The 19,692-nt window shown below is 52.5% G+C and carries 18 protein-coding genes; 4 read left to right on the top strand and 14 right to left on the bottom strand.

The features are described from left to right. Positions 1 to 7: 7 nt before the first annotated feature. From murB to CEK60_RS02895, 7 genes are read right to left on the bottom strand one after another with little or no spacing between them, the layout of a single operon-like run. A complete protein-coding gene (gene murB / locus CEK60_RS02925; RefSeq protein ID WP_446718650.1) occupies positions 8 to 1,018 on the bottom strand; it encodes a UDP-N-acetylmuramate dehydrogenase in 1,011 nt (336 codons plus the stop codon). Between the two features lie 31 nt (positions 1,019 to 1,049). Then, positions 1,050 to 1,535 carry a low molecular weight protein-tyrosine-phosphatase gene (locus tag CEK60_RS02920; protein ID WP_089037747.1) on the bottom strand — a complete coding sequence of 162 codons (486 nt, stop codon included), beginning with the start codon at positions 1,533 to 1,535 and terminating at the stop codon, positions 1,050 to 1,052. Beyond that, on the bottom strand, positions 1,532 to 2,323 hold the full coding sequence (gene kdsB, locus CEK60_RS02915; protein ID WP_089037746.1) for a 3-deoxy-manno-octulosonate cytidylyltransferase: 792 nt from the start codon (positions 2,321 to 2,323) through the stop codon (positions 1,532 to 1,534). Before kdsB ends, CEK60_RS02920 begins: the two co-directional genes overlap by 4 nt. Continuing rightward, positions 2,323 to 2,532 carry a Trm112 family protein gene (locus tag CEK60_RS02910; RefSeq protein ID WP_089037745.1) on the bottom strand — a complete coding sequence of 70 codons (210 nt, stop codon included), beginning with the start codon at positions 2,530 to 2,532 and terminating at the stop codon, positions 2,323 to 2,325. Before CEK60_RS02910 ends, kdsB begins: the two co-directional genes overlap by 1 nt. After that, complete coding sequence (gene lpxK / locus CEK60_RS02905; RefSeq protein WP_089037744.1) at positions 2,525 to 3,541, bottom strand: tetraacyldisaccharide 4'-kinase; 1,017 nt, start codon at positions 3,539 to 3,541, stop codon at positions 2,525 to 2,527. The genes CEK60_RS02910 and lpxK overlap by 8 nt, the downstream gene beginning before the upstream one ends. Next, entirely contained in the window at positions 3,538 to 5,274 is a 1,737-nt protein-coding gene (msbA, locus tag CEK60_RS02900) for a lipid A export permease/ATP-binding protein MsbA (protein ID WP_089037743.1), read from the bottom strand. Before msbA ends, lpxK begins: the two co-directional genes overlap by 4 nt. A gap of 56 nt (positions 5,275 to 5,330) precedes the next feature. Further along, positions 5,331 to 7,598: a DNA internalization-related competence protein ComEC/Rec2 gene (locus tag CEK60_RS02895; protein WP_089037742.1), complete on the bottom strand. Its 2,268-nt coding sequence runs from the start codon at positions 7,596 to 7,598 to the stop codon at positions 5,331 to 5,333. Between the two features lie 96 nt (positions 7,599 to 7,694). Here CEK60_RS02895 and CEK60_RS02890 point away from each other — a divergent pair, with 96 nt between their 5' ends. Beyond that, positions 7,695 to 8,246 (top strand): DUF2062 domain-containing protein, encoded by a 552-nt coding sequence (locus CEK60_RS02890; protein WP_089037741.1) that lies wholly within the window; start codon positions 7,695 to 7,697, stop codon positions 8,244 to 8,246. Positions 8,247 to 8,258: 12 nt separating this feature from the next. Here CEK60_RS02890 and CEK60_RS02885 read toward each other — a convergent pair whose 3' ends face one another. Beyond that, positions 8,259 to 8,969 carry an ABC transporter ATP-binding protein gene (locus CEK60_RS02885; RefSeq protein ID WP_089037740.1) on the bottom strand — a complete coding sequence of 237 codons (711 nt, stop codon included), beginning with the start codon at positions 8,967 to 8,969 and terminating at the stop codon, positions 8,259 to 8,261. A 10-nt stretch (positions 8,970 to 8,979) separates the two neighbouring features. Next, a complete protein-coding gene (locus CEK60_RS02880; RefSeq protein ID WP_089037739.1) occupies positions 8,980 to 10,221 on the bottom strand; it encodes a lipoprotein-releasing ABC transporter permease subunit in 1,242 nt (413 codons plus the stop codon). Between the two features lie 199 nt (positions 10,222 to 10,420). On the opposite strand from CEK60_RS02880, the gene CEK60_RS02875 reads away from it, so the two are divergent. Then, positions 10,421 to 11,491, top strand: coding sequence for an agmatine deiminase family protein (locus CEK60_RS02875; protein WP_089037738.1), 1,071 nt, complete (start codon positions 10,421 to 10,423; stop codon positions 11,489 to 11,491). 9 nt (positions 11,492 to 11,500) lie between these two features. Then, positions 11,501 to 12,403: a carbon-nitrogen hydrolase gene (locus tag CEK60_RS02870; RefSeq protein WP_038485366.1), complete on the top strand. Its 903-nt coding sequence runs from the start codon at positions 11,501 to 11,503 to the stop codon at positions 12,401 to 12,403. A gap of 71 nt (positions 12,404 to 12,474) precedes the next feature. Here the strand turns inward: CEK60_RS02870 and CEK60_RS02865 are convergent, their stop codons facing one another. The 4 genes from CEK60_RS02865 to CEK60_RS02850 all read right to left on the bottom strand — a co-directional run bounded on the left by CEK60_RS02865 (position 12,475) and on the right by CEK60_RS02850 (position 17,971). Continuing rightward, the gene (locus CEK60_RS02865) at positions 12,475 to 13,422 is read right to left on the bottom strand and encodes a Nudix family hydrolase (protein ID WP_089037737.1); all 948 of its coding nucleotides are present in this window, start codon (positions 13,420 to 13,422) and stop codon (positions 12,475 to 12,477) included. A gap of 112 nt (positions 13,423 to 13,534) precedes the next feature. After that, positions 13,535 to 14,764, bottom strand: a complete 1,230-nt coding sequence (gene argJ / locus CEK60_RS02860) for a bifunctional glutamate N-acetyltransferase/amino-acid acetyltransferase ArgJ (RefSeq protein ID WP_089037736.1) — start codon at positions 14,762 to 14,764, stop codon at positions 13,535 to 13,537. 36 nt (positions 14,765 to 14,800) lie between these two features. Beyond that, positions 14,801 to 17,533: a preprotein translocase subunit SecA gene (gene secA, locus CEK60_RS02855; protein WP_089037735.1), complete on the bottom strand. Its 2,733-nt coding sequence runs from the start codon at positions 17,531 to 17,533 to the stop codon at positions 14,801 to 14,803. Between the two features lie 69 nt (positions 17,534 to 17,602). Beyond that, the gene (locus tag CEK60_RS02850; protein WP_089037734.1) at positions 17,603 to 17,971 is read right to left on the bottom strand and encodes a hypothetical protein; all 369 of its coding nucleotides are present in this window, start codon (positions 17,969 to 17,971) and stop codon (positions 17,603 to 17,605) included. A gap of 111 nt (positions 17,972 to 18,082) precedes the next feature. Here CEK60_RS02850 and CEK60_RS02845 point away from each other — a divergent pair, with 111 nt between their 5' ends. Continuing rightward, positions 18,083 to 18,559, top strand: a complete 477-nt coding sequence (locus CEK60_RS02845; protein WP_089037733.1) for a DUF721 domain-containing protein — start codon at positions 18,083 to 18,085, stop codon at positions 18,557 to 18,559. Between the two features lie 96 nt (positions 18,560 to 18,655). On the opposite strand, the gene lpxC is transcribed toward CEK60_RS02845, so the two are convergent. Continuing rightward, complete coding sequence (gene lpxC, locus CEK60_RS02840) at positions 18,656 to 19,567, bottom strand: UDP-3-O-acyl-N-acetylglucosamine deacetylase (protein WP_089037732.1); 912 nt, start codon at positions 19,565 to 19,567, stop codon at positions 18,656 to 18,658. Positions 19,568 to 19,692: the final 125 nt, after the last annotated feature.

Genomic DNA, 19,692 nt, shown 5'->3' with positions numbered 1-19,692 from the left:
GGTTTTTTTATGCTTGTACCAAGCGTGGCTCAGGCTCTAACTCAACACCAAATTGGTCATAGACCTGGTGGGCAATATGCTCTGCAAACTGCAGTAGCACACACCGATCGCCACCGCCAAAATGCACAAGCACCAAGGCCTGCCGCGCGTGAACACCGAAAGCCCCCTGCCGAATCCCTTTCAGCCCGCATTGATCAATTAACCACCCCGCTGCCAGTTTGGATTGACCGTTAACCTGCGGAAAATATGGCATGCTAGGGTATGCCTGTAACAAGCGAGATAGCTGATCGCTGCTAACTAGCGGGTTTTTAAAGAAGCTACCCGCATTTGCAAGCACCTGAGGGTCCGGTAGTTTTTCCTGACGAATAGCACACACTGCCTGAGCCACCGCCAAGCAACTCGCCGAAGCGGCTACTCGGGCAGCTAAATCTCCATAACCCAGTCTTGGCAGCGGCGTTTTTGATAGCCGAAGCGCCAACTGAGTAATGACGACTTTATCCGCTAGCGATTTTTTGAAGATGCTATCTCGGTAACCAAATTGGCAAGCATCGGCGCTTAACCAACGTACATTACCCGACGCCAACTCTACTACCTGCACCCCTACCAGAACGTCTTTAAGCTCGACACCGTATGCACCAATGTTCTGTACTGGTGCTGCGCCGCAATCACCAGGAATCAGCGCTAAGTTTTCAATGCCCCACAGGCCGCGAGCCGATAGCGTCATTACTAACGAATGCCAATTAACGCCTGCTCCCACATGAGCAACAACAGACTCTCCGCAACTTTCTAGCCACCACTGCTGCATAGCAGGCCGAATCGCAATGCCTTTCAGCTTAGCGGGAAGCAGCACATTACTGCCACCTCCCAAGAGCGTAATGTGCCACTGCTTAGCAACGGCTTCACGCACCACATGCTGGAGTGCACTTAGCGTTTTAGGGGCAACATACCGCTCCGCCTGACAGGGTAAACGCAGCGTGTTCGCAGAGGTTAAATCGACTGACTGGCAACGACTAAGCAAATCATTATCAGTTCTTTCACAACTCGTGATTTCACAACCTGTCATTTCTCAGCCCGTCATTTCTCAGCTGGGCAATTAGCCCTGTAGAAGCCGCCTCAATTAAATTCAGGACATGTTCAAAGCCCTCATCACCACCGTAATAAGGGTCAGGCACTTCAGCATCAGGCAAGTCGGCAAAATCTAGCAAGAGCCCCACATGGGCACGACTGGTACTCGGCTGTAGCGCTCGCATTGCCTTGAGGTTGTCGCGATCCATGCCTAGCACATAGTCGAATTCAAGAAAGTCACTGGCGCTTAGCTGACGAGCGCGCAAATGACTAATATCGATACCACGCTGCAAAGCAGCTGCCTGGGCACGGCTGTCTGGCGCTTTTCCAACATGCCAGCTACCTACACCACAAGAGTCAACGTTGATATGACGACTTAAGCCAGCCTCTTCAACAGCGTGCCAAAAGACGCCTTCGGCCGTTGGCGAACGACAAATATTGCCCAAACAGACAAATAGGACGCGCTTCATTCGCTTCCACCTTCACTTTCACTCGCCAGAAGCGCTCTCACCCTGGCTAAGTCTTCCGGCGTATCCACACCAGGAGGATTGATAGTGCTGGCTAGCGCAACTTGAATGGCATAGCCATGCTGTAGCGCACGCAGCTGTTCTAGCTGCTCCAACTGCTCAAGGCTCGACGGCGCCAGCTCACGATAAGCGGCAAGGAAACTGGCACGGTAGGCGTATATACCAATATGACGCAACCACGCATCGGTGGCTAAAAGCGCGGGCTGGACTTTAAATTGCTCTCGATCCCAAGGAATGGGAGCACGAGAAAAGTACAGAGCACGCCCCTGCAAGGAGCGAACAACTTTGACGACGTTAGCGTTAAATAACGTTTCAACATCAGTAATAGGCTCAGCAAGCGTCGCAATGGCCGCTTCTCGATCTTCGGCTAAACGCATCGCCACTTGGTCAATTAAGGCCGGGGGGATAAGCGGCTCATCGCCTTGCACATTCACCACTAAAGTGTCGTCGCTTAGCCCGAGCTGCTCTGCCACTTCGGCCAGCCGGTCGGTACCAGAAGGATGATCCGCGCGAGTCATAACGACATCCGCACCGTAGGGCAACATCGCATCACGTATACGAGGATCGTCAGTGGCTACCACGACACGACTTGCTTGGCTTTGACAGGCTCTTCGCCAGACATGGGCAACCATAGGCTCACCCGCGATATCCAGCAGTGGCTTACCCGGCAAGCGGGACGAGCCAAAACGCGCGGGAACAACGGCAATAAATTCGGTCTTAGCGACTGACATTACACCTCTCCGGTACGACCAGGCGAGATAGGTAGCTTTTCATCGGCATCCATCGCGCGCGCCTCTTCAGGAAGCATCACAGGGATGCCTGCTTGAATAGGGTACGCCAAACCGTCGTAGTGGCAGCAAAGTTCCTGGGCTTCACGATTATACTTGAGCTTGCCATTGCAAAGCGGGCAAACCAGCATTGCCAGTAGTTCTTTATCCATCGGTGTATCCCTTTTCAGAAAGCGCTGACAATTTAGCTGCCAGCCAGTGTTCAAACTCTGGCGGAAGCACGGCTTCTACCTCTAACACCCAGCTATCGGGTGGCGCTAACGCTTGGCACTTCACTGCGTCTTTGGCGGTCATTACAACGGGGCGCTGATGACTAAAACGGAAAGTCTGGTCATCAAAGCGCTGATGATCTGCTAGCGGACGCATCTCGCCCTCCACCCCTAAACTTCGCAGCGTATTAAAAAAACGCTCAGGATGGCCAATACCTGCCACAGCATTCACAGGTAGCGTAAATGGCAGAGGAGTGAGTGGCACACGTTGACCATCCTGCATTCGGCGCCAGCTGAGCGGCGCTAGTTGCATCGCCACTCCCTCTATAGGCAGAGGGCGACGCTGCTCACCATTAATAATCACAGCATCAACTTGAGCTAATCTACCGGGCGATTCTCTCAGCGGCCCAGCAGGTAAGCAACGTCCATTGCCTAGCCCTCGCGCGCCATCAACAACGACTAATTCAATATCACGTCCTAACGCCAGATGCTGTAACCCATCATCACTGACAATAATGTCGCACCCACTATCAACCAGGGCTTGAACGCCTCGCGCGCGGCGCGGATCAGCCATGACCGGGCAGCCCGTTTGTTGCGCCAACATTAATGGCTCATCGCCGCTTTGCGCAGGATCAGTGATTGCAGTTACCAGTAACGGATAGTGCGATGCTTTACCACCGTAACCACGGGTAATAATACCCGGCGACCACCCCTGCTTCCTCAGCCAGTTGACCAGCCACGCAACTAGCGGCGATTTACCGGTTCCACCAAGAGTGATATTACCCACCACGATAACGGGTACGGATGCTTTAACAGCTAGCTTTTTACCAGCGTGATAGTGAGAGCTATGGCGCGCCATAAGATAACGGTATAAAGCACCCAACGGATACAGCGGCGTTAGCCATCGGCTCCCCTGGTAAGCCGCCTTAAGCCAGCGCTGTTCCAGGCTCATTCACTCTCCTGAAACTGAAGCTGATGCAGCGCCGCATAGGCACCTCCCGCTTCTAGCAACGCTTGGTGGGTACCCTGCTCAATAATGCACCCTTGATCCATCACCAAAATACGGTCAGCCCGTTCAATGGTGGATAGACGGTGGGCAATGACCAATGTGGTACGCCCTTCACACACATGCTCCAGCGCTTTCTGGATATAGCGCTCAGATTCGGTATCCAGTGCCGATGTCGCTTCGTCCAAGATAAGAATCGGCGCATCTTTAAAAATCGCCCGAGCGATTGCTAAGCGCTGGCGTTGCCCACCGGATAACATCACGCCGTTTTCACCCACTAGCGTGGCATAGCCCTGAGGCAGCTTTTCAATAAACTCACTGGCGTAAGCCGCCTGAGCGGCCGCTTCAATGGCGGCTGGGTCTGGGTTGGTAACGCCATAGCCAATGTTGTCAGCAATGGTTGCATTAAACAGCGTGACTTGTTGCGATACTAATGCAATTTGCTGACGCAAAGGGCCCAACGCATAGTCATCGGCATTTACCCCATCAATCACAATGCGCCCTTCACTAGGACGATAAAAGCGCGGCAGCAGGCTGACCAATGTTGATTTACCGCTACCAGAGCGCCCAACAATCGCCACTAGCTCACCAGGGGCAACACTAATATTAATACCGTGCAATACATTAGGCTGGTCATCAGCGTAGCGGAAACTGACATTATCAATCACCACGCTGCCTGTAAGCTGACGGGGAATGGTCTTACCTTCATCCTGCTCAGGGGTCAAATCAAGCAAGCCAAATAGCTCAGAAGCCGCCGCAATACCTTTTTGAATCTCACTATTCACTTCTGTGAGCTGGCGTACAGGCTTGATCATTAGCGCTGCTGCGGTAATAAAGGCAACAAACTCCCCCGGCGTCATGTTTTCCATAAGCGCAGGCGCCATGGCAAGCCAAACCAGAATAGCCATGGAAATCGCTACCAGCATCAAAATCACTGGTGAACTCACGGCACGCGTCATCGCCTCTTTCATACTCTGACGACGATTTTCTTCACTTACCCGTTCAAAGCGCTGCTTTTCATACTCTTCAGCACCATGCGTGCGCACGACGCGATAGCCAGATAGCGCTTCAGAAGCGACGTGAGTAACATCCCCCATGGAGTGCTGAATACGCTTAGAGATACGCCTAAAACGTTTGCTGGCATAGCTCACCACAACAGCAATCACCGGCGTTACGCCCAGAAATAGCAGCGTTAGCATCCAGTTGGTCCAGAACAGATAACCGACCAGCCCGATAACGAACAGACCTTCACGCAGAATAATAGTGACCGCTTTCGTGGCAGCACCCGCGACCTGCTCAACGTGATACGTTACTCGAGATACCAAATGGCCACTGGAATGGTGGTCGAAAAAACGCCCAGGCAAATGCAGCAAGTGCGCAAACACATCGCAGCGCAGCGTGTGAATCACATAACGTCCGACATAGGACATAAAGTAAGTGCTTAAAAATGTCCCCAGCCCACGCGAAGCGAACATGATCACCACAAACAGAGGAAGCAGTAAACGGAAGGCAGCATCAGGGTTTTGAATGCCATCAATCAGTTGTTTCATCATTTCAGCTAGTGCCGTACTGGAGGCGGCATAAATGATAAAACCAACGATCGCTAACGCGAATGCGCGCCAGTGAGGTTTGACGTAAGTTAATAATCGCTTGTAGAGAACCCAACCTGAATCAGTCACACGCGCTCCCGGCCATAGTGTGCAGTTGCGAGAATTCTACCTTATGGTGACGCGCATCAACACCGCTTACGAACGCCCTGTTGCTTTCGCATGGGAATGATCTGAATTGGCTGAGTCGCTGTGAGGCTAAATTCGAGAGCACCATCCTGGGCGGTACTCCATAAGCAGCTCTGTTGTTGTCGAAAGCGGCGCACCACCGCGTCGACCGGATGGTCAAAGGGATTATCTTTCCCGGCACTAAAAATGACATGCTGAGGACGACTTACTTGAACGAACTGAACACCCGAACTTGTATTACTCCCATGATGCCCAGCCACTAACACGCCAATCGGCGTAATAACATTCGCTAAGATTCTCCTTTCAACGTCCTTACCAACGTCACCGGTAATCAACAAACGCTGCCCACCCGCGCTTATTTGAAGTACACAGGAGCGATCATTTGAGGAGAGCACGTTCTCCCCTTTTGGGGGCCATAGTATCTGGTAGTCAATGCCATCACGTCGCCACTGCTGCCCTTGAACACACTCTGTACTCGCAACAGGCACAAGCTCTCCACTGGGAACCCACCATTGCGTTACTTGATGGTCTTTTAAAAGCGCACTAATCCCTCCCGCATGATCGGTATCAGCATGGCTGACAATGACGTGGTCGAACGATTGACCTGGGGGCCAAAGGGTTTGCAGTGGCATAAAACCACTGCGAAAGCGAGGTCCTGTGTCGTATAGCAATCGATAGTTGGCGCTACGTAATTCAATCAGCTGGCCTTGCCCGACATCATAAACAATGACACGCAGCTCACCTTGGTTAAACTGTTCGTCCGCTGACCACCACGGAAAGCTTAATAGCAGTAATGTCGCACTAACACGCAACCATCCTGGGACATAGGGAAGCCCCCAACACAGCGACATCAATAACAGTGCACCTACTAGCGGAAACACCAGTATTGACGGTGGCTGCAAAAGCGGTGCCCACTGCACGGCAATGACGAGTAACTGATGAAAAACCTGCAGTGCCTGCTCAAAACACCACCACACAAAAAGCCCTATTCCAGGCAGTGGCGAAAGCACCCACCCCAATAGCGCACTGGGCACCATAACGGAGCTTACCCAAGGTACAGCAACAAGATTAATCAGCGGGGCCGCAGGGGCTACTCTTCCAAAAGCCAATAGCACTGCAGCCGCCATCAGCGGTGCAATGAGTAGTTGAGAACGCAGTAGCGCCCAGCACCACCCTTTTAGACCCTGTGGGCGGGGGCGGCCTTGCCAAATAATAATCAACCAGCCTACCGCAATAAACGATAGCCACAGACCAGGCCTCCACAGTGCAAGCGGATCAACCACTAACACTATCCCGAGCGCAAGCCACCAAGCTTGCCAAGCTCCTGGCGCATGGCGTCCGCTAAGCACCCACAAGCCTAACAGCGTCATGATCATGGCGCGCATGGCAGGAGGTGCTAGTCCGGCTAACATGGCGTAACCCACAGCCGCCACCCCTGCTAACCACCAGGGCCAAGCACGCAGACGCCAATTGGTGGGCATTATCAGCCTGGCAGTAAAACGTGCCAACAACAGCACAAATGAAGCGACAAGCCCAACATGCAACCCAGAAATGACCACTAAATGCGTCGTACCCGTTGCATTGAGCAAGGTCCAATCATCTTGGGTCAACTGCTCACTATCTCCCAGCGTTAGCGTCGCAAGCCAGCGCCGGGTTCGCTCTTGCAACGGTTGGCTAGCCAGCGTCGCCATTGCTCGCTGACGAAGTGTCGGCGCAGCCCCCGACAGGCGTTCGGGCGTAGGCTCCTGGCGCACATAGCCCGTCGCATGTATGCCTTCACGCCATAACCATTGCTGAAAATCAAATGTATTTGGATTAGAAAAGCCACTGGGCGGGCGGAGCCGCAGCGTCATCCGCCAGCGCTCACCAACGAGGTAGCGCTGGTTGCCATAGGCACTTACTCGCACGCTACGTAGTGCGCTACAGCTTGGCAGTCCCTCGGGAGAGCGGCAAGATTCCACTGCCAAGCGCACTCGTGACGACTCCGCTTGCGTTTGAACATTGATTACTCGGGCCTCCAGAGTGACATCTTCTCCACTGAGCCCAGGTGGTAAACGGTGTCCCCACTCCTGCTGCACGCTGATAAAAACCCAGCTTGAAATAACCAGCCAAATTAATAGGCTACGCCGATATACAACCAAGCAAAGCAGCACCACAAGCACACCTGGCAACAAAACCTGCAGGCGCGCCTCGGGGCCGCTGATCCACGCCGCTAGCGCCCCCATCAATACTGCCAAGGCAGCCGGTAGTGCAGCGCCTAGTTGCATATCCCCTCCTTGGAACTGGGTCATTCATACCCACGCCATAGCCGAAGCACGCTGCTATATGGATAATAGGATGTACCAATTGAAAGAGTACCTGACATGCCGCGCCGTTTCCTGCAGCGCTACATGCCCAAACCCGACACATTAAGGCGACAGCGCTCACTACGCTTTATTGCGCCGTTAATTGCGGACCCCGGGTTATGGCTTTTAACACGTCGAAGCGTTGCAAACGCATTCAGCGTGGGGCTTTTTTGCGCCATGCTGCCTATACCGTTTCAAATGGTAGTTGCGGCACTGGGAGCTAGATTTAGCCGTTGTAACCTGGCACTTTCAGTAGGATTGGTGTGGATTACCAATCCACTTACCATGCCGGTCATTTTTTATTTTAATTATCGAATTGGCACGTTTCTGTTAGAAGCACCAGTTAGAGAGGCGCCATCGCGTATATCCACGCGCTGGATTGCAGAACAAATGCACGACATCCTGCCACCGCTAATGCTTGGATCGTTAATTTCTGCCTTACTATTAGCCATGATTGCCAATATCGTCATACGGCTAATTTGGCGCTGGCATGTTTCCCATCACTGGAAGCGCCGCCGCCTGAAGAGACGGCAGCGCCGGGCTTGTATTGAATCAGAGTTCGACGACTAACCCCCTAGGGTATTAGTCGTTGTTCTGCTCAATTAACCGCCCACTATCCAGCCTTAATACCCGATCCTGATGGGCAGCCAAACTGACATCATGAGTCACAATAACAAACGCGCAGGCACTCTCTTTAGCCAATTCATCCATAAGCGCTAAAATGGTACCTGCCGTGGTTTGATCAAGGTTCCCGGTTGGCTCATCCATTAGCACAAGACGGGGATCTGTCACTAATGCACGGGCAATGGCCACCCGCTGACGCTCCCCTCCCGAAAGTTCGCCCGGTTTATGATCTGCCCGCGCCTTCATGCCCACTCGTTCGAGCAACTGCATAGCCCGCTGCTCCGCTGCCTTTTTAGACTGGCCGCGAATAATTAATGGCAGCGCGGCGTTCTCTAGCGCAGTGAATTCAGCTAGCAGGTGATGAAACTGGTAGACAAAGCCGATATAGCGGTTCCGAAAACGACCTAGTGCCGCTTCGTTAAGACCAGCTAACGGCTCACCAGCAATCACTATGCTACCAGCGCTAGGCCGATCAAGCCCTCCCAGCAGGTTTAACAGCGTTGTTTTACCCGAGCCTGAACTCCCTACAATGGCAACACGCTCTCCAGCATGTACCTTAAGCTCAAGCTGATCTAATACGGTAAGATCTTGAGGGCCTTCACTATATACCCGTGTCAGGCTGTTACATTCCAACATAACTGTGGTTGAGTGCTGGGTACTTGAGGTCATCGTTGCTTCCTTATTCATAACGCAGTACATCGGCTGGCTGAACCCGAGCGGCCCGCCAAGCGGGATAAAGCGTCGAGAGGAAGGTCAGACCAAAGGCAGCGATGACAATATCGCGTACATCACCCCACTGTAGTTGAGAGGGCAAGTCACTAATAAAGTAAACCCCAGCATCCAAGAACTGAATACCGAAAGTTGTTTCAAACCAACTGATCAAATCAGAGACAGTCAGTGCCAGGAGAACACCCACAGTAACGCCAATCGCAATACCTATCAGACCGATGGTGAGCCCTTGCACGATAAAAATCCCCATGATCGAACGTGGGGTGGCACCGATGGTGCGTAAAATGGCAATATCCGCTCGCTTATCGGTCACTACCATCACTAGCGTAGACACTATATTAAACGCGGCAACGGCAATAATGACCGTCAGCAGCAATGCAATCATGCGCTTTTCCATCTGTATCGCTTGAAATAGACTGCCATGGGAAGCAGTCCAATCCGTACCGCGGTACCCTGCGCCAAGTTCGTTAACAATCGCTTGCGTTTCACTGCCAGCCACGAACAGGTCATCTAGCTCCAGCCGTAGGCCACCCACCGCGTCGCCCAAGCGCGCTAACGTTTGCATATCTTCAATATTGGCATAGGCCAGATTAGCGTCTAAATCAGCGCCTACACTAAAGATACCGCTAACAGTGAATCGCTTGAGTCTTGGAAAAACCCCTGCGGGTGTAATCGATGCCTCTGGAACAAGTAGCGTGACGCGATCACCTACCCCAACGCCCAAGCGGCGTGCCAGCATAGACCCCAGCACTACGTGCCACTCACCAGGCACCAGATCAGAAAGCTGACCTTGGCGCATATGCTCACCAATAATCGACACTTGATCTTCCCAGTCTGGGTGAATGCCATTCACCATAGCACCTTGGTTTCTGCCACCCGCTGAAAACATACCTTGCTGTTCAACATAAGGCGCTGCACCAATGACTCGCTCTCGCTCAACAAGCTGCTCTGCTAACGCCTGCCACTCAACTAACCCTGCTTGTGATTCAATTTTAGTGTGAGGCACCATGCCCAAAATTCGAGTACGCAGCTCGTGATCAAAACCATTCATCACCGACAGCACAAGTATCAGCACTGCCACGCCAAGCATTAACCCCAGCATTGAAGTTAGCGAAATAAATGAAATAAAGTGGTTCCGGCGTTTAGCGCGCACGTAGCGCAGCCCCACCAGAAAAGGCAAACGATCAAGCATGGCATCATTCCTTAGTAATAAGCGTCCATGGTACGGTTTTTTTAGCATGGGTGCATGTACGAACGCTGCGTTAGAGTAACAAGTCTGCCTAGCGTTCCCTCAAGCACGGTAACGCTTGCATGTTGCTAAGCGAGCCCCTAAATTGCGCCCATTCTGCTTGTCTTTAGGGCAAGGATTTTTTCGACTATTAAGAGCATTCGTGACGTTGGCTAACAAGACTTACCGTTTATTGCCCGAGTGGTCCCCCCAAGACGGCTTGCAACTGACTTGGCCCCGCCCAGACGGCGACTGGGCACCGCTGTTATCGCGCATCGAAGCAACACTTGAGCGTATCGTGATTGCCACGACACGCTATCAGCGCGTGTTAATCAGCGTTCCTGATGACACCACCCAGCGTCGCTTGGCTGCGACGTTTAAGGCCTATGGCATTGCCCAACAACAACTGATGCTCATTGTCGCCCCCACGGATGATACTTGGGCCCGAGACCATGGGCCGATCACCGTGGTGGACGAAACGCAGCAGCCACTCATGCTGGATTACACGTTTACTGGCTGGGGCGGTAAATTTCCTGCCGAGCATGACAATCGCCTCACTCAGTGGCTGAATGATGCAGGGGTGTGGACCTGCCCCATCGCTCCACGCAGCATGGTGCTAGAAGGCGGCGCGATTGAAACCGACGGAGAGGGCACGCTGCTAACCACTGAAGCCTGCTTACTGAACCCCAACCGCAATCCGTCACTTTCGCGTACGGATGTTGAAGCCCAGTTAGCGGAAGATTTTGGCGTCGATCGAGTCCTATGGTTAGCCAATGGGCATCTTGAAGGTGACGATACTGACAGTCATGTTGATACGCTCGCGCGCTTTTGCAATCCCTCTACCATTGCCTATGTCCGCTGCGACGACCCCACTGATCCTCACTATCCAGCGCTAAACGCAATGGAACAAGAGCTCATGGCGTTTCGCCAGCGCAACGGCGAGCCCTACCAGTTAATCGCCTTGCCGTGGCCACAGGCCTGCTTTGATCCTGAAGATGGTCATCGCCTCCCGGCTACCTATGCGAATTTTTTAATTATCAATAATGCCGTACTGGTGCCCACTTACGGCGATCCCGCCGACCTGGTCGCGCTGCAAGCGTTGAGTATTGCCTTTCCAGAACACACCCTGATTCCTATCGAGTGTAATAGCGTCATTCGCCAGCATGGCAGCCTTCACTGCTTAACCATGCAGCTACCGAAAGGCACCCTTGCCCCTGCGCTTAGTCAATCCTAAGGAGCCATCATGTCTAACAGCTTAACCGTCGGTGTTGTTCAACAGCCCGCGTGGCCAGATAAAGCACGTAGTCTTGCTGCCAGCGAAGCAGGCATACGCTCAGTTGCTAGCCAAGGCGCACAATTAGTGTTGCTTCAGGAGCTGCATGCCACGCACTACTTTTGCCAGTACGAAGACCCTGCACTGTTTGATTTGGCTGAACCATTAGACGGCCCTACTGGTCAGCACCTGGCCGAACTAGCCAAGGAGCTGAATATTGTGCTGGTGGGGTCGCTGTTTGAAAAGCGGGCGGCAGGGCTTTACCACAATACAGCCGTCGTTTATGACCGCGCAAAAGGACGTGTAGGACAGTACCGTAAAATGCATATCCCGGATGATCCGGCCTTTTACGAAAAGTTTTACTTTACCCCTGGTGATTCTGACGACGGACGTGGCCAAGGCTTCACGCCTATTGACACATCTGTTGGGCGGCTAGGCATCCTGGTTTGTTGGGATCAATGGTACCCGGAAGCGGCACGCTTAATGGCACTAAGCGGTGCGGAGCTGCTTCTCTATCCCACGGCCATCGGCTGGGATCCAAGTGATGATGACGCTGAAAAAGCCCGTCAGAAAGATGCTTGGACAATTATACAGCGCTCCCATGGCGTCGCTAACGGGCTGCCCGTGCTGGTCGCTAACCGAGTCGGCTTTGAACCCGACCACTCTGGCGTTGGTAACGGCATTGCGTTTTGGGGAGGAAGCTTTGTATGCGGCCCACAGGGAGAAATGCTAGCGCATGCAGGTGAAGAGACGCAGCAATTAGTCGTCAACATCGATATGGCGCGTAGCGAGAACACTCGGCGTATTTGGCCTTATTTGCGCGACCGCCGTATTGATGCTTACGGTGACTTAACACGCCGCTATCGCGATTGATAAAAACATAGACGCCTGCTCTCATCGAGAGCAGGCGCAGCATTCAAAAAGCCAACGTGTGGCGATTGGCTTTATTTCCAAAAATCACGAATAGACGCAATTCCCTGAGCGCCAACAGCGCGTGCATGGTTAGCATCAAAACGTGTCATACCACCCAGTGCAAATACCGGCATACCAGCACGTTCCACTAGCTGCTGGAAGTCATGCCACCCCAGTGGCGCCACTTCAGGATGAGAAGGCGTAGTGCGCAACGGCGACAGCGTGACAAAATCACAACCCAAAACCGCAGCCTGAGAAAGTTGCTTTTGATCGTGAGTCGACGCTGAGAGCCACTTATTTTCAGCGATCGGGCGACGCTCAAGGTCCATTAACCGTGCGCTGGTTAAATGAATACCGTCAGCATCAACAGCGTCAAGCAATGCAGGCTCGCCATTCAGCAACAGCTTTGCATCATACTGACGGCAAAGGCGCAGCGCGCGCTCAGCACGAGCAATGTATGCCGCTTCATCAAGATTTTTTGCCCGCAGCTGTACTAGTCTGACACCGTCTTCACTAAGCGCTCTTTCTAACAAGCTATCGAAACGCTCTTCGTCAGCTTCTTCGCCGGTAATCAGATAATCGGTGGGCAACATCACCGCACGCAAAATAGGCAAGTTAGCGGCAGGGAAAGGATAGTTCACCAACTCATCCATAGGCACCCAGCGCACAGCCTGCCCCTCACGGCCAAACGGCTCACCTGCAAACTCTTGGACTTGCCAAACATCTAGCAGGATGTGCTTATCAGGATACTCATGATGAACACGGATAAGAGGCCGGGCCCGTACAATTTCGACGCCAAGCTCTTCGTGAAGCTCACGCTTGAGACCTTCCAAGCCTGTTTCATAAGGCGCCAGCTTACCCCCAGGAAACTCCCATAGGCCCCCTTGATCGACATTAGAGGGCCGACGCGCAATCAGCACCCGCTTCTGATCGGCGCTGATCATTGCAGCCGCCGCGACATGAACTCGTCGTTTTACCATTACACTCATTACGTCTTTACCCACTTTTTGCGCGCCGCCCTAACCAAAGACGACGCTATCTCGCTGCATTAGCACGTCACTGCAACTGTTTTTGGCTACTTTTCAGTGCACTTCAGCTACGGTAATCCGCGTTGATAGTCACATAGTCATGAGATAGGTCCGAGGTCCACACAGTGGCACTCTCTTCACCACGGCCCAAATTAATGCGAATGATGATCTCTTCCTGCGCCATGACGGCACTGCCCGCAGCCTCTGTATAACTGTCGGCACGGCCACCCTGTTCAACCAAGCGAACGTCACCCAAATCAATCACGACTTGGTTAACATCGAATGCCTCAACCGGCGCGCGCCCAACAGCGGCTAGAATACGCCCCCAGTTAGCATCAGAAGCGTAGAGCGCAGTCTTCACCAGCGGCGAATGAGCAACGGTAAAAGCGACATCCAAGGCTTCCTGCCGAGTGGTCGCTTCATCCACCTGGAGCGTCACAAACTTAGTTGCCCCTTCGCCATCACGAATAATCGCTTGAGCAAGCTCGGTCATGACGCATTGCAGCGCATTGCGGAAAATGGCCACCTGTTCTTCATTTTCGATGCGAGCGCCGGTACCTGTCGCTGCCAACATGCACGCATCGTTGGTTGATGTATCGCTATCGACAGTGATGCAGTTAAAGGAGTGATCTACCGTTTCACGTAACAAACTTGCTAACAACGGCTGCGCAATCGTCGCATCCGTTACTACAAAGCCCAACATGGTCGCCATATTAGGCTTAATCATGCCTGAACCTTTGGTAATACCGTTGATCGTGACCTGCTGATCGCCAATTGAAACGGTTGCCGTTGCGCCCTTGGCACGGGTATCTGTGGTTAGAATTCCCTCACCCGCCTGCTGCCATGCAAGGCTAGTATCCGTTAAGGAATTTAGCGCATGGGGCATACCGGCAAGCAGGCGCGTCATGGGCAGAGGTTCGCCAATCACGCCGGTTGAAAAGGGCAAGACCTGGCTTTTATCAACGCCCATTTGCTCAGCAAGCGCTTCACAGCTGGCATAAGCATCCTGCAAACCTGATGCGCCAGTACCAGCATTGGCATTGCCAGTATTTACCAACCAGTAGCGAGGCACACGCCCTGCGCTTGTACACGCTTCAAGATGCGCTTTCGCAACGACTACTGGGGCAGCACAAAACGCATTACGAGTAAAAACCCCAGCTACCGTGGCAGTTTCAGGTAGCTCAATCACCACAACATCACGGCGATCCGGCTTTTTAATACCTGCCATTGTACTACCCAGGCGCACCCCATTAAGGGGTGGCAATTCCGGAAAAGCAAGATTTCCCACCGCCATGTTTTTCTCCTTTGCGCTGAATTTCGCCACGCGTGATTAGCTTAGTTTTCCGCAGCACTGCTTATATTTTTTACCGGACCCACATGAGCACGGATCATTGCGCCCTACTTTCGGTCCTTCACGACGCAGCGGACGACCATCAGCCCCTGGCGCGTCCTGTGAAACATCGTCCTGCTGGGCGCTAGGGTCATCGTGGCGGCTTGCTGCTGTCGCACGTTCACGCACTGACTCTTCGCGGCGTTTTTGCTCTAACGCATCAACCTCTTCAGGCTGACGAACCTGAACGTGGCTTAAAATACGCGTAACGTCAGCTTTGATGTTCGTTAGCAGATGCTGGAACAACTCGAAGGACTCTCGCTTGTACTCTTGCTTAGGGTTCTTCTGGGCGTAACCACGCAAATGAATACCGCGACGCAAGTGATCCATCGACTGAAGATGCTCTTTCCAACGGGTATCCAATACCTGGAGCATGACTTGTTTTTCAAAACGGCGAATCAACGTGGCACCAGCAGCCTCAATTTTGGCTTGATACGCATCGCGGTGCATCGTTTGTAAACGCTCACGCAGCTTCTCTTCACTGAAACGCTCATCCTCTGCCGCCCACTGCGTAACAGGAGCATCAAGATTGAATTCAGTTTTAAGATGCGCTTCTAACCCAGGCAAATCCCACTGCTCAGCCAAGCTCTGAGGTGGCACATAATCACTGATGGCATCTTCCATGACTTCTTCACGAATACCGATAACGGCGTCGGAAACCTCATCAGCGGAAAGAATTTCATTACGCTGTTCGTAGATAACTCGGCGCTGGTCGTTAGCGACATCATCGTATTCGAGCAACTGCTTGCGGATATCAAAGTTGCGCCCCTCTACTTTTTTCTGGGCGCGCTCGACAGCGTTAGACACCATCTTGTGCTCAATCGCCTCACCGCGCTCTAGTCCAAGAGCCAGCATCAAGCGCTTCACTCGGTCAGAACCAAACAAGCGCATCAAACTGTCTTCTAACGAGAGGAAGAAGCGTGTAGAGCCTGGGTCACCTTGACGTCCCGCACGGCCACGCAACTGGTTATCAATACGACGGGACTCATGGCGCTCAGAACCAATCACATGCAAGCCACCCGCTTCTAAAACACCATCATGACGCTTCTGCCACTCTGCCTTTAGAGCCTCAATCTGTTCTTGAGTGGGATTCTGCAGCTTAGCTGCTTCTGCTTCCCAGTTCCCCCCCAGGACGATATCGGTACCACGACCCGCCATATTCGTTGCAATAGTAATGGCACCAGGACGACCTGCTTGAGCAATGATTTCTGCTTCGCTTTGGTGCTGTTTAGCATTCAGCACATTAAACGCCAGGCCAGCTTCGCGCATAAGGCGAGCTAGGTACTCAGAGGTTTCAATCGATGCCGTACCGACTAGAACAGGGCGCCCTGCCTCGGTTTCGGTCCTCACATCTTTAATAATCGCTTCGTATTTCTCTTCCGCACTCAGATAAACCAAATCATTCAGATCTTTACGAGCAAGCGGTCGGTTGGTTGGAATAACGACCACATCCAGGCCATAAATTTGCCGAAATTCGAACGCTTCGGTATCAGCGGTGCCGGTCATACCTGCGAGCTTTTCATACAAACGGAAATAGTTCTGGAAAGTAGTCGATGCCAGTGTCTGGCTCTCTCGCTGAACCGTCACCCCTTCTTTCGCTTCAACCGCTTGGTGCAGCCCTTCTGACCAACGGCGCCCCGGCATACTACGCCCAGTATGCTCATCAACGATGACGACCTGGCCTTCAGACACGATGTAGTCAACGTCTAAATGATAAAGATGCCGTGCGCGCAGCGCGGAATGCATGTGCTGAAGCAAGTTTAGGTTTTGTGCGGCATAAAGCGATTCGCCCTCGCCCAACAGCCCTTCGGCACGCATTAGCTCTTCAACTTTGTTATGCCCCTGCTCGGTAAGCTCTACCTGCTTTTGTTTTTCATCAAGCAGGAAATCTCCCGTAACCGGCGCATCGCTGTCTTCAGAGGCTTCACCTTGCTCTAACTGTTGAGCCAGACGATTCACAATGCCATACAAATCAGTGTTTTCATCCACTGCGCCCGAGATAATTAACGGCGTACGGGCCTCATCAATTAAAATAGAGTCGACTTCATCGACAATGGCGTAATGCAGGCCACGCTGCACTTTATCCTCAAGCGAGAACGCCATGTTGTCGCGCAGATAGTCGAAACCAAACTCATTGTTAGTACCGTAAGTGATGTCACACTGATAGGCATGGCGCTTCTCTTCACCCGTTTGACCAGCATAGATAACGCCTACCGATAGCCCAAGGAACTCATACAAGGGCCGCATCCACTCAGCATCACGACGAGCAAGGTAGTCGTTAACGGTGACAACATGCACACCCTTGCTTGGCAGCGCATTTAAATAGACGGCAAGCGTCGCCACCAGGGTTTTACCCTCGCCGGTTTTCATTTCCGCAATACGGCCACGATGCAACGTCATGCCACCGACCATCTGGACGTCAAAGTGGCGCATTTTCATTACCCGCTTACTGGCCTCTCGCACGACGGCAAATGCTTCAGGCAACAAACTATCAACAGACGCGCCTTCTGCTAATTTTTGACGGAGCAGCCCTGTTTTTTCCTGCAACTCAGCGTCACTCACCCCTTCAAGTGCCTGCTCTAAAACGTTAATACTGAGCACACTTTTTTGCATGCGTTTAACGTCGCGATCATTTTTAGAGCCAACGACTTTACGTAACAAATTATTAATCATGAAAGTTCCAAATCTTCACGAGCGCCCCATTCAGGCACGCCCTTTTATATAAGGCAAATAAGGGTAAATTTAGTAAACGGACAGCTGAGCTGGCGGACCACGAGGGGTCAGCACATCAATCGCGGCAACCAATCGACGTGGGATATGAAGAAAATAGCGGGAACCGTGCAAGACGATAGGATGGATGCGCGTTTTTTTTCGTACCCAGCGGCGCAGCGCACAGCGCTTCTTGGCGATCCATTCAGATTGGGCACGCAGCATCGCGGGCACCCAAAAACAGATGATGACGCCGCGCTCACCACTACGAAATGCATCTGAAGGATGTAAACTAGCAGGTAACAAACAGCTCACTAAGAGGCCTGCCAGCCACCAACGCGCTAGGCCATTTCGGCGTTGCCGCCGCGGCGAAGCAGACAAAACATCTGGCGTTGATGACATGCTGTGGACTGGCTCCCGAGCGTGTTAGGCTCTATCAATTAAAAGACAATACAGAACGCTGGTGACAACCGAGAGTGTGGCGCAGCCAGCAACGTTCCAGGAATCAAGTTAATGAGTATAAAGGTTAAGCGATCCCTCGCACAGCCCATTACCCAACTGCTGACTAAGTCGGGCAGCGCTGGACAGCTTATGCGACAGTCCCGCTTAATTGATCAGGCTCAGCGCCATTTACGCGCCCACCTTCCTGAAGCAATGCGTGAGCATATTTTCGTCGGGGGCTTTCGGGACGGACGATTGACGTTAATAAGTGGCCAAGCAAGCTGGTTAACGTGGTTACGCTATGAACAGCCGCGATTGCTAACCCTACTGCATCAGTTGCCAGGGTTTGAAAGCGTTACCGGCTTTACCCTGAAAGTGCGGCCCGTTCGGCCGATTGAAAGCCCCAAGCGCTACACGCGCATCCTCTCAGAAAACGCAGGAAAAACGCTAACTGAATGCGCTAAAGACACTGACAACCCCTCGCTTAGAAACGCCCTGGAGCGTCTTGCGGCGCATGCACCTAATCATTCAGATGACAAACATTCATAGCCACGCATTGCCAGCGCCAATACGCAAAAAAGCACCGCTTTAGCGGTGCTTTTTACTATTGCCACATGCCACTCACCCGCCCAACAAGCCTGCAATCTATGCCATTGCAGGTGCCGAGTAAGAGATAGGTGCAACCGCTTTGTCTTCTTCAAAGGTGACGATTTCATAGGCGTCGGGCTGCGCTAACAACTCGCGGCACAACCGATTGTTGAGCGCATGGCCTGATTTAACCCCCTGGAACTCACCAATCAAACTGTGGCCAAGTTGGTACAAATCACCAATAGCATCCAGCACTTTATGCTTGACGAACTCATCGTCATAGCGCAAGCCACCTTCGTTAACGATGCGGTAATCATCGACAACAATGGCATTGTCTAAGCTACCGCCAAGCGCAAGATTATTGGATCGCAAAAATTCCAGATCGCGCATAAACCCGAAGGTACGTGCACGAGAAACCTCTTTCACAAACGACGTTGTTGAAAAATCGATTAACGCGGTTTGTTTTTGTTGCTCAAATACAGGGTGATTAAAGTCGATTGAAAAGGAGACTTTAAACCCTTGATGAGGCAAAAAGACGGCTTCTTTGTCGCCATCACTGACGGCAACACGGCGCTTAATGCGGATAAATTGCTTAGGTGCATCTTGCTCTAAAATGCCCGCTGACTGAATTAAGAACACAAATGGACTGGCGCTGCCGTCCATGATAGGCACTTCAGGCGCACTTACATCGACATAGGCATTATCAATGCCCAATCCAGCAAATGCCGACATCAAATGTTCGACCGTCGCGACTTTCACACCGCGGTAAGAAAGCGCGGTGCATAATGTGGTGTCTTCCACCAATTCGGCACGAGCCGGCACGTGAACCACAGGCTCCAGGTCGGTCCGGATAAATACAATTCCGGTATTAGCTGGCGCCGGGCGCAAAGCCAAGTGGACTTTTTTGCCAGAGTGCAGACCCACTCCGGTGGCGCGAATGACGTTTTGTAATGTGCGTTGTCTGATCATGGGCAGTGGTCGAACTCTAATGACGGCGGTCACCGGCAAAAGTGCCGACAAGTACCGCTAGGGGAAAGAAAGTTAAGAAACAGTGTTCACTTTAACAGCAAACGAGCGTTTTAACCAATAAAACT

The organism is Halomonas sp. N3-2A (assembly GCF_002216165.1).
Taxonomy (GTDB): domain Bacteria; phylum Pseudomonadota; class Gammaproteobacteria; order Pseudomonadales; family Halomonadaceae; genus Vreelandella.
This window is presented reverse-complemented; position numbering and strand designations above follow the sequence as displayed.

What these genes read in the sequence shown, in the direction of transcription:
- CEK60_RS02920 (WP_089037747.1), bottom strand. Translation starts at nt 1,535, where the DNA reads ATGAAGCGCGTCCTATTTGTCTGTTTGGGCAATATTTGTCGTTCGCCA.
- kdsB (WP_089037746.1), bottom strand. Translation starts at nt 2,323, where the DNA reads ATGTCAGTCGCTAAGACCGAATTTATTGCCGTTGTTCCCGCGCGTTTT.
- CEK60_RS02910 (WP_089037745.1), bottom strand. Translation starts at nt 2,532, where the DNA reads ATGGATAAAGAACTACTGGCAATGCTGGTTTGCCCGCTTTGCAATGGC.
- lpxK (WP_089037744.1), bottom strand. Translation starts at nt 3,541, where the DNA reads ATGAGCCTGGAACAGCGCTGGCTTAAGGCGGCTTACCAGGGGAGCCGA.
- CEK60_RS02895 (WP_089037742.1), bottom strand. Translation starts at nt 7,598, where the DNA reads ATGCAACTAGGCGCTGCACTACCGGCTGCCTTGGCAGTATTGATGGGG.
- CEK60_RS02890 (WP_089037741.1), top strand. Translation starts at nt 7,695, where the DNA reads ATGCCGCGCCGTTTCCTGCAGCGCTACATGCCCAAACCCGACACATTA.
- CEK60_RS02885 (WP_089037740.1), bottom strand. Translation starts at nt 8,969, where the DNA reads ATGACCTCAAGTACCCAGCACTCAACCACAGTTATGTTGGAATGTAAC.
- CEK60_RS02880 (WP_089037739.1), bottom strand. Translation starts at nt 10,221, where the DNA reads ATGCTTGATCGTTTGCCTTTTCTGGTGGGGCTGCGCTACGTGCGCGCT.
- CEK60_RS02870 (WP_038485366.1), top strand. Translation starts at nt 11,501, where the DNA reads ATGTCTAACAGCTTAACCGTCGGTGTTGTTCAACAGCCCGCGTGGCCA.
- CEK60_RS02865 (WP_089037737.1), bottom strand. Translation starts at nt 13,422, where the DNA reads ATGGTAAAACGACGAGTTCATGTCGCGGCGGCTGCAATGATCAGCGCC.
- argJ (WP_089037736.1), bottom strand. Translation starts at nt 14,764, where the DNA reads ATGGCGGTGGGAAATCTTGCTTTTCCGGAATTGCCACCCCTTAATGGG.
- secA (WP_089037735.1), bottom strand. Translation starts at nt 17,533, where the DNA reads ATGATTAATAATTTGTTACGTAAAGTCGTTGGCTCTAAAAATGATCGC.
- CEK60_RS02850 (WP_089037734.1), bottom strand. Translation starts at nt 17,971, where the DNA reads ATGTCATCAACGCCAGATGTTTTGTCTGCTTCGCCGCGGCGGCAACGC.
- CEK60_RS02845 (WP_089037733.1), top strand. Translation starts at nt 18,083, where the DNA reads ATGAGTATAAAGGTTAAGCGATCCCTCGCACAGCCCATTACCCAACTG.
- lpxC (WP_089037732.1), bottom strand. Translation starts at nt 19,567, where the DNA reads ATGATCAGACAACGCACATTACAAAACGTCATTCGCGCCACCGGAGTG.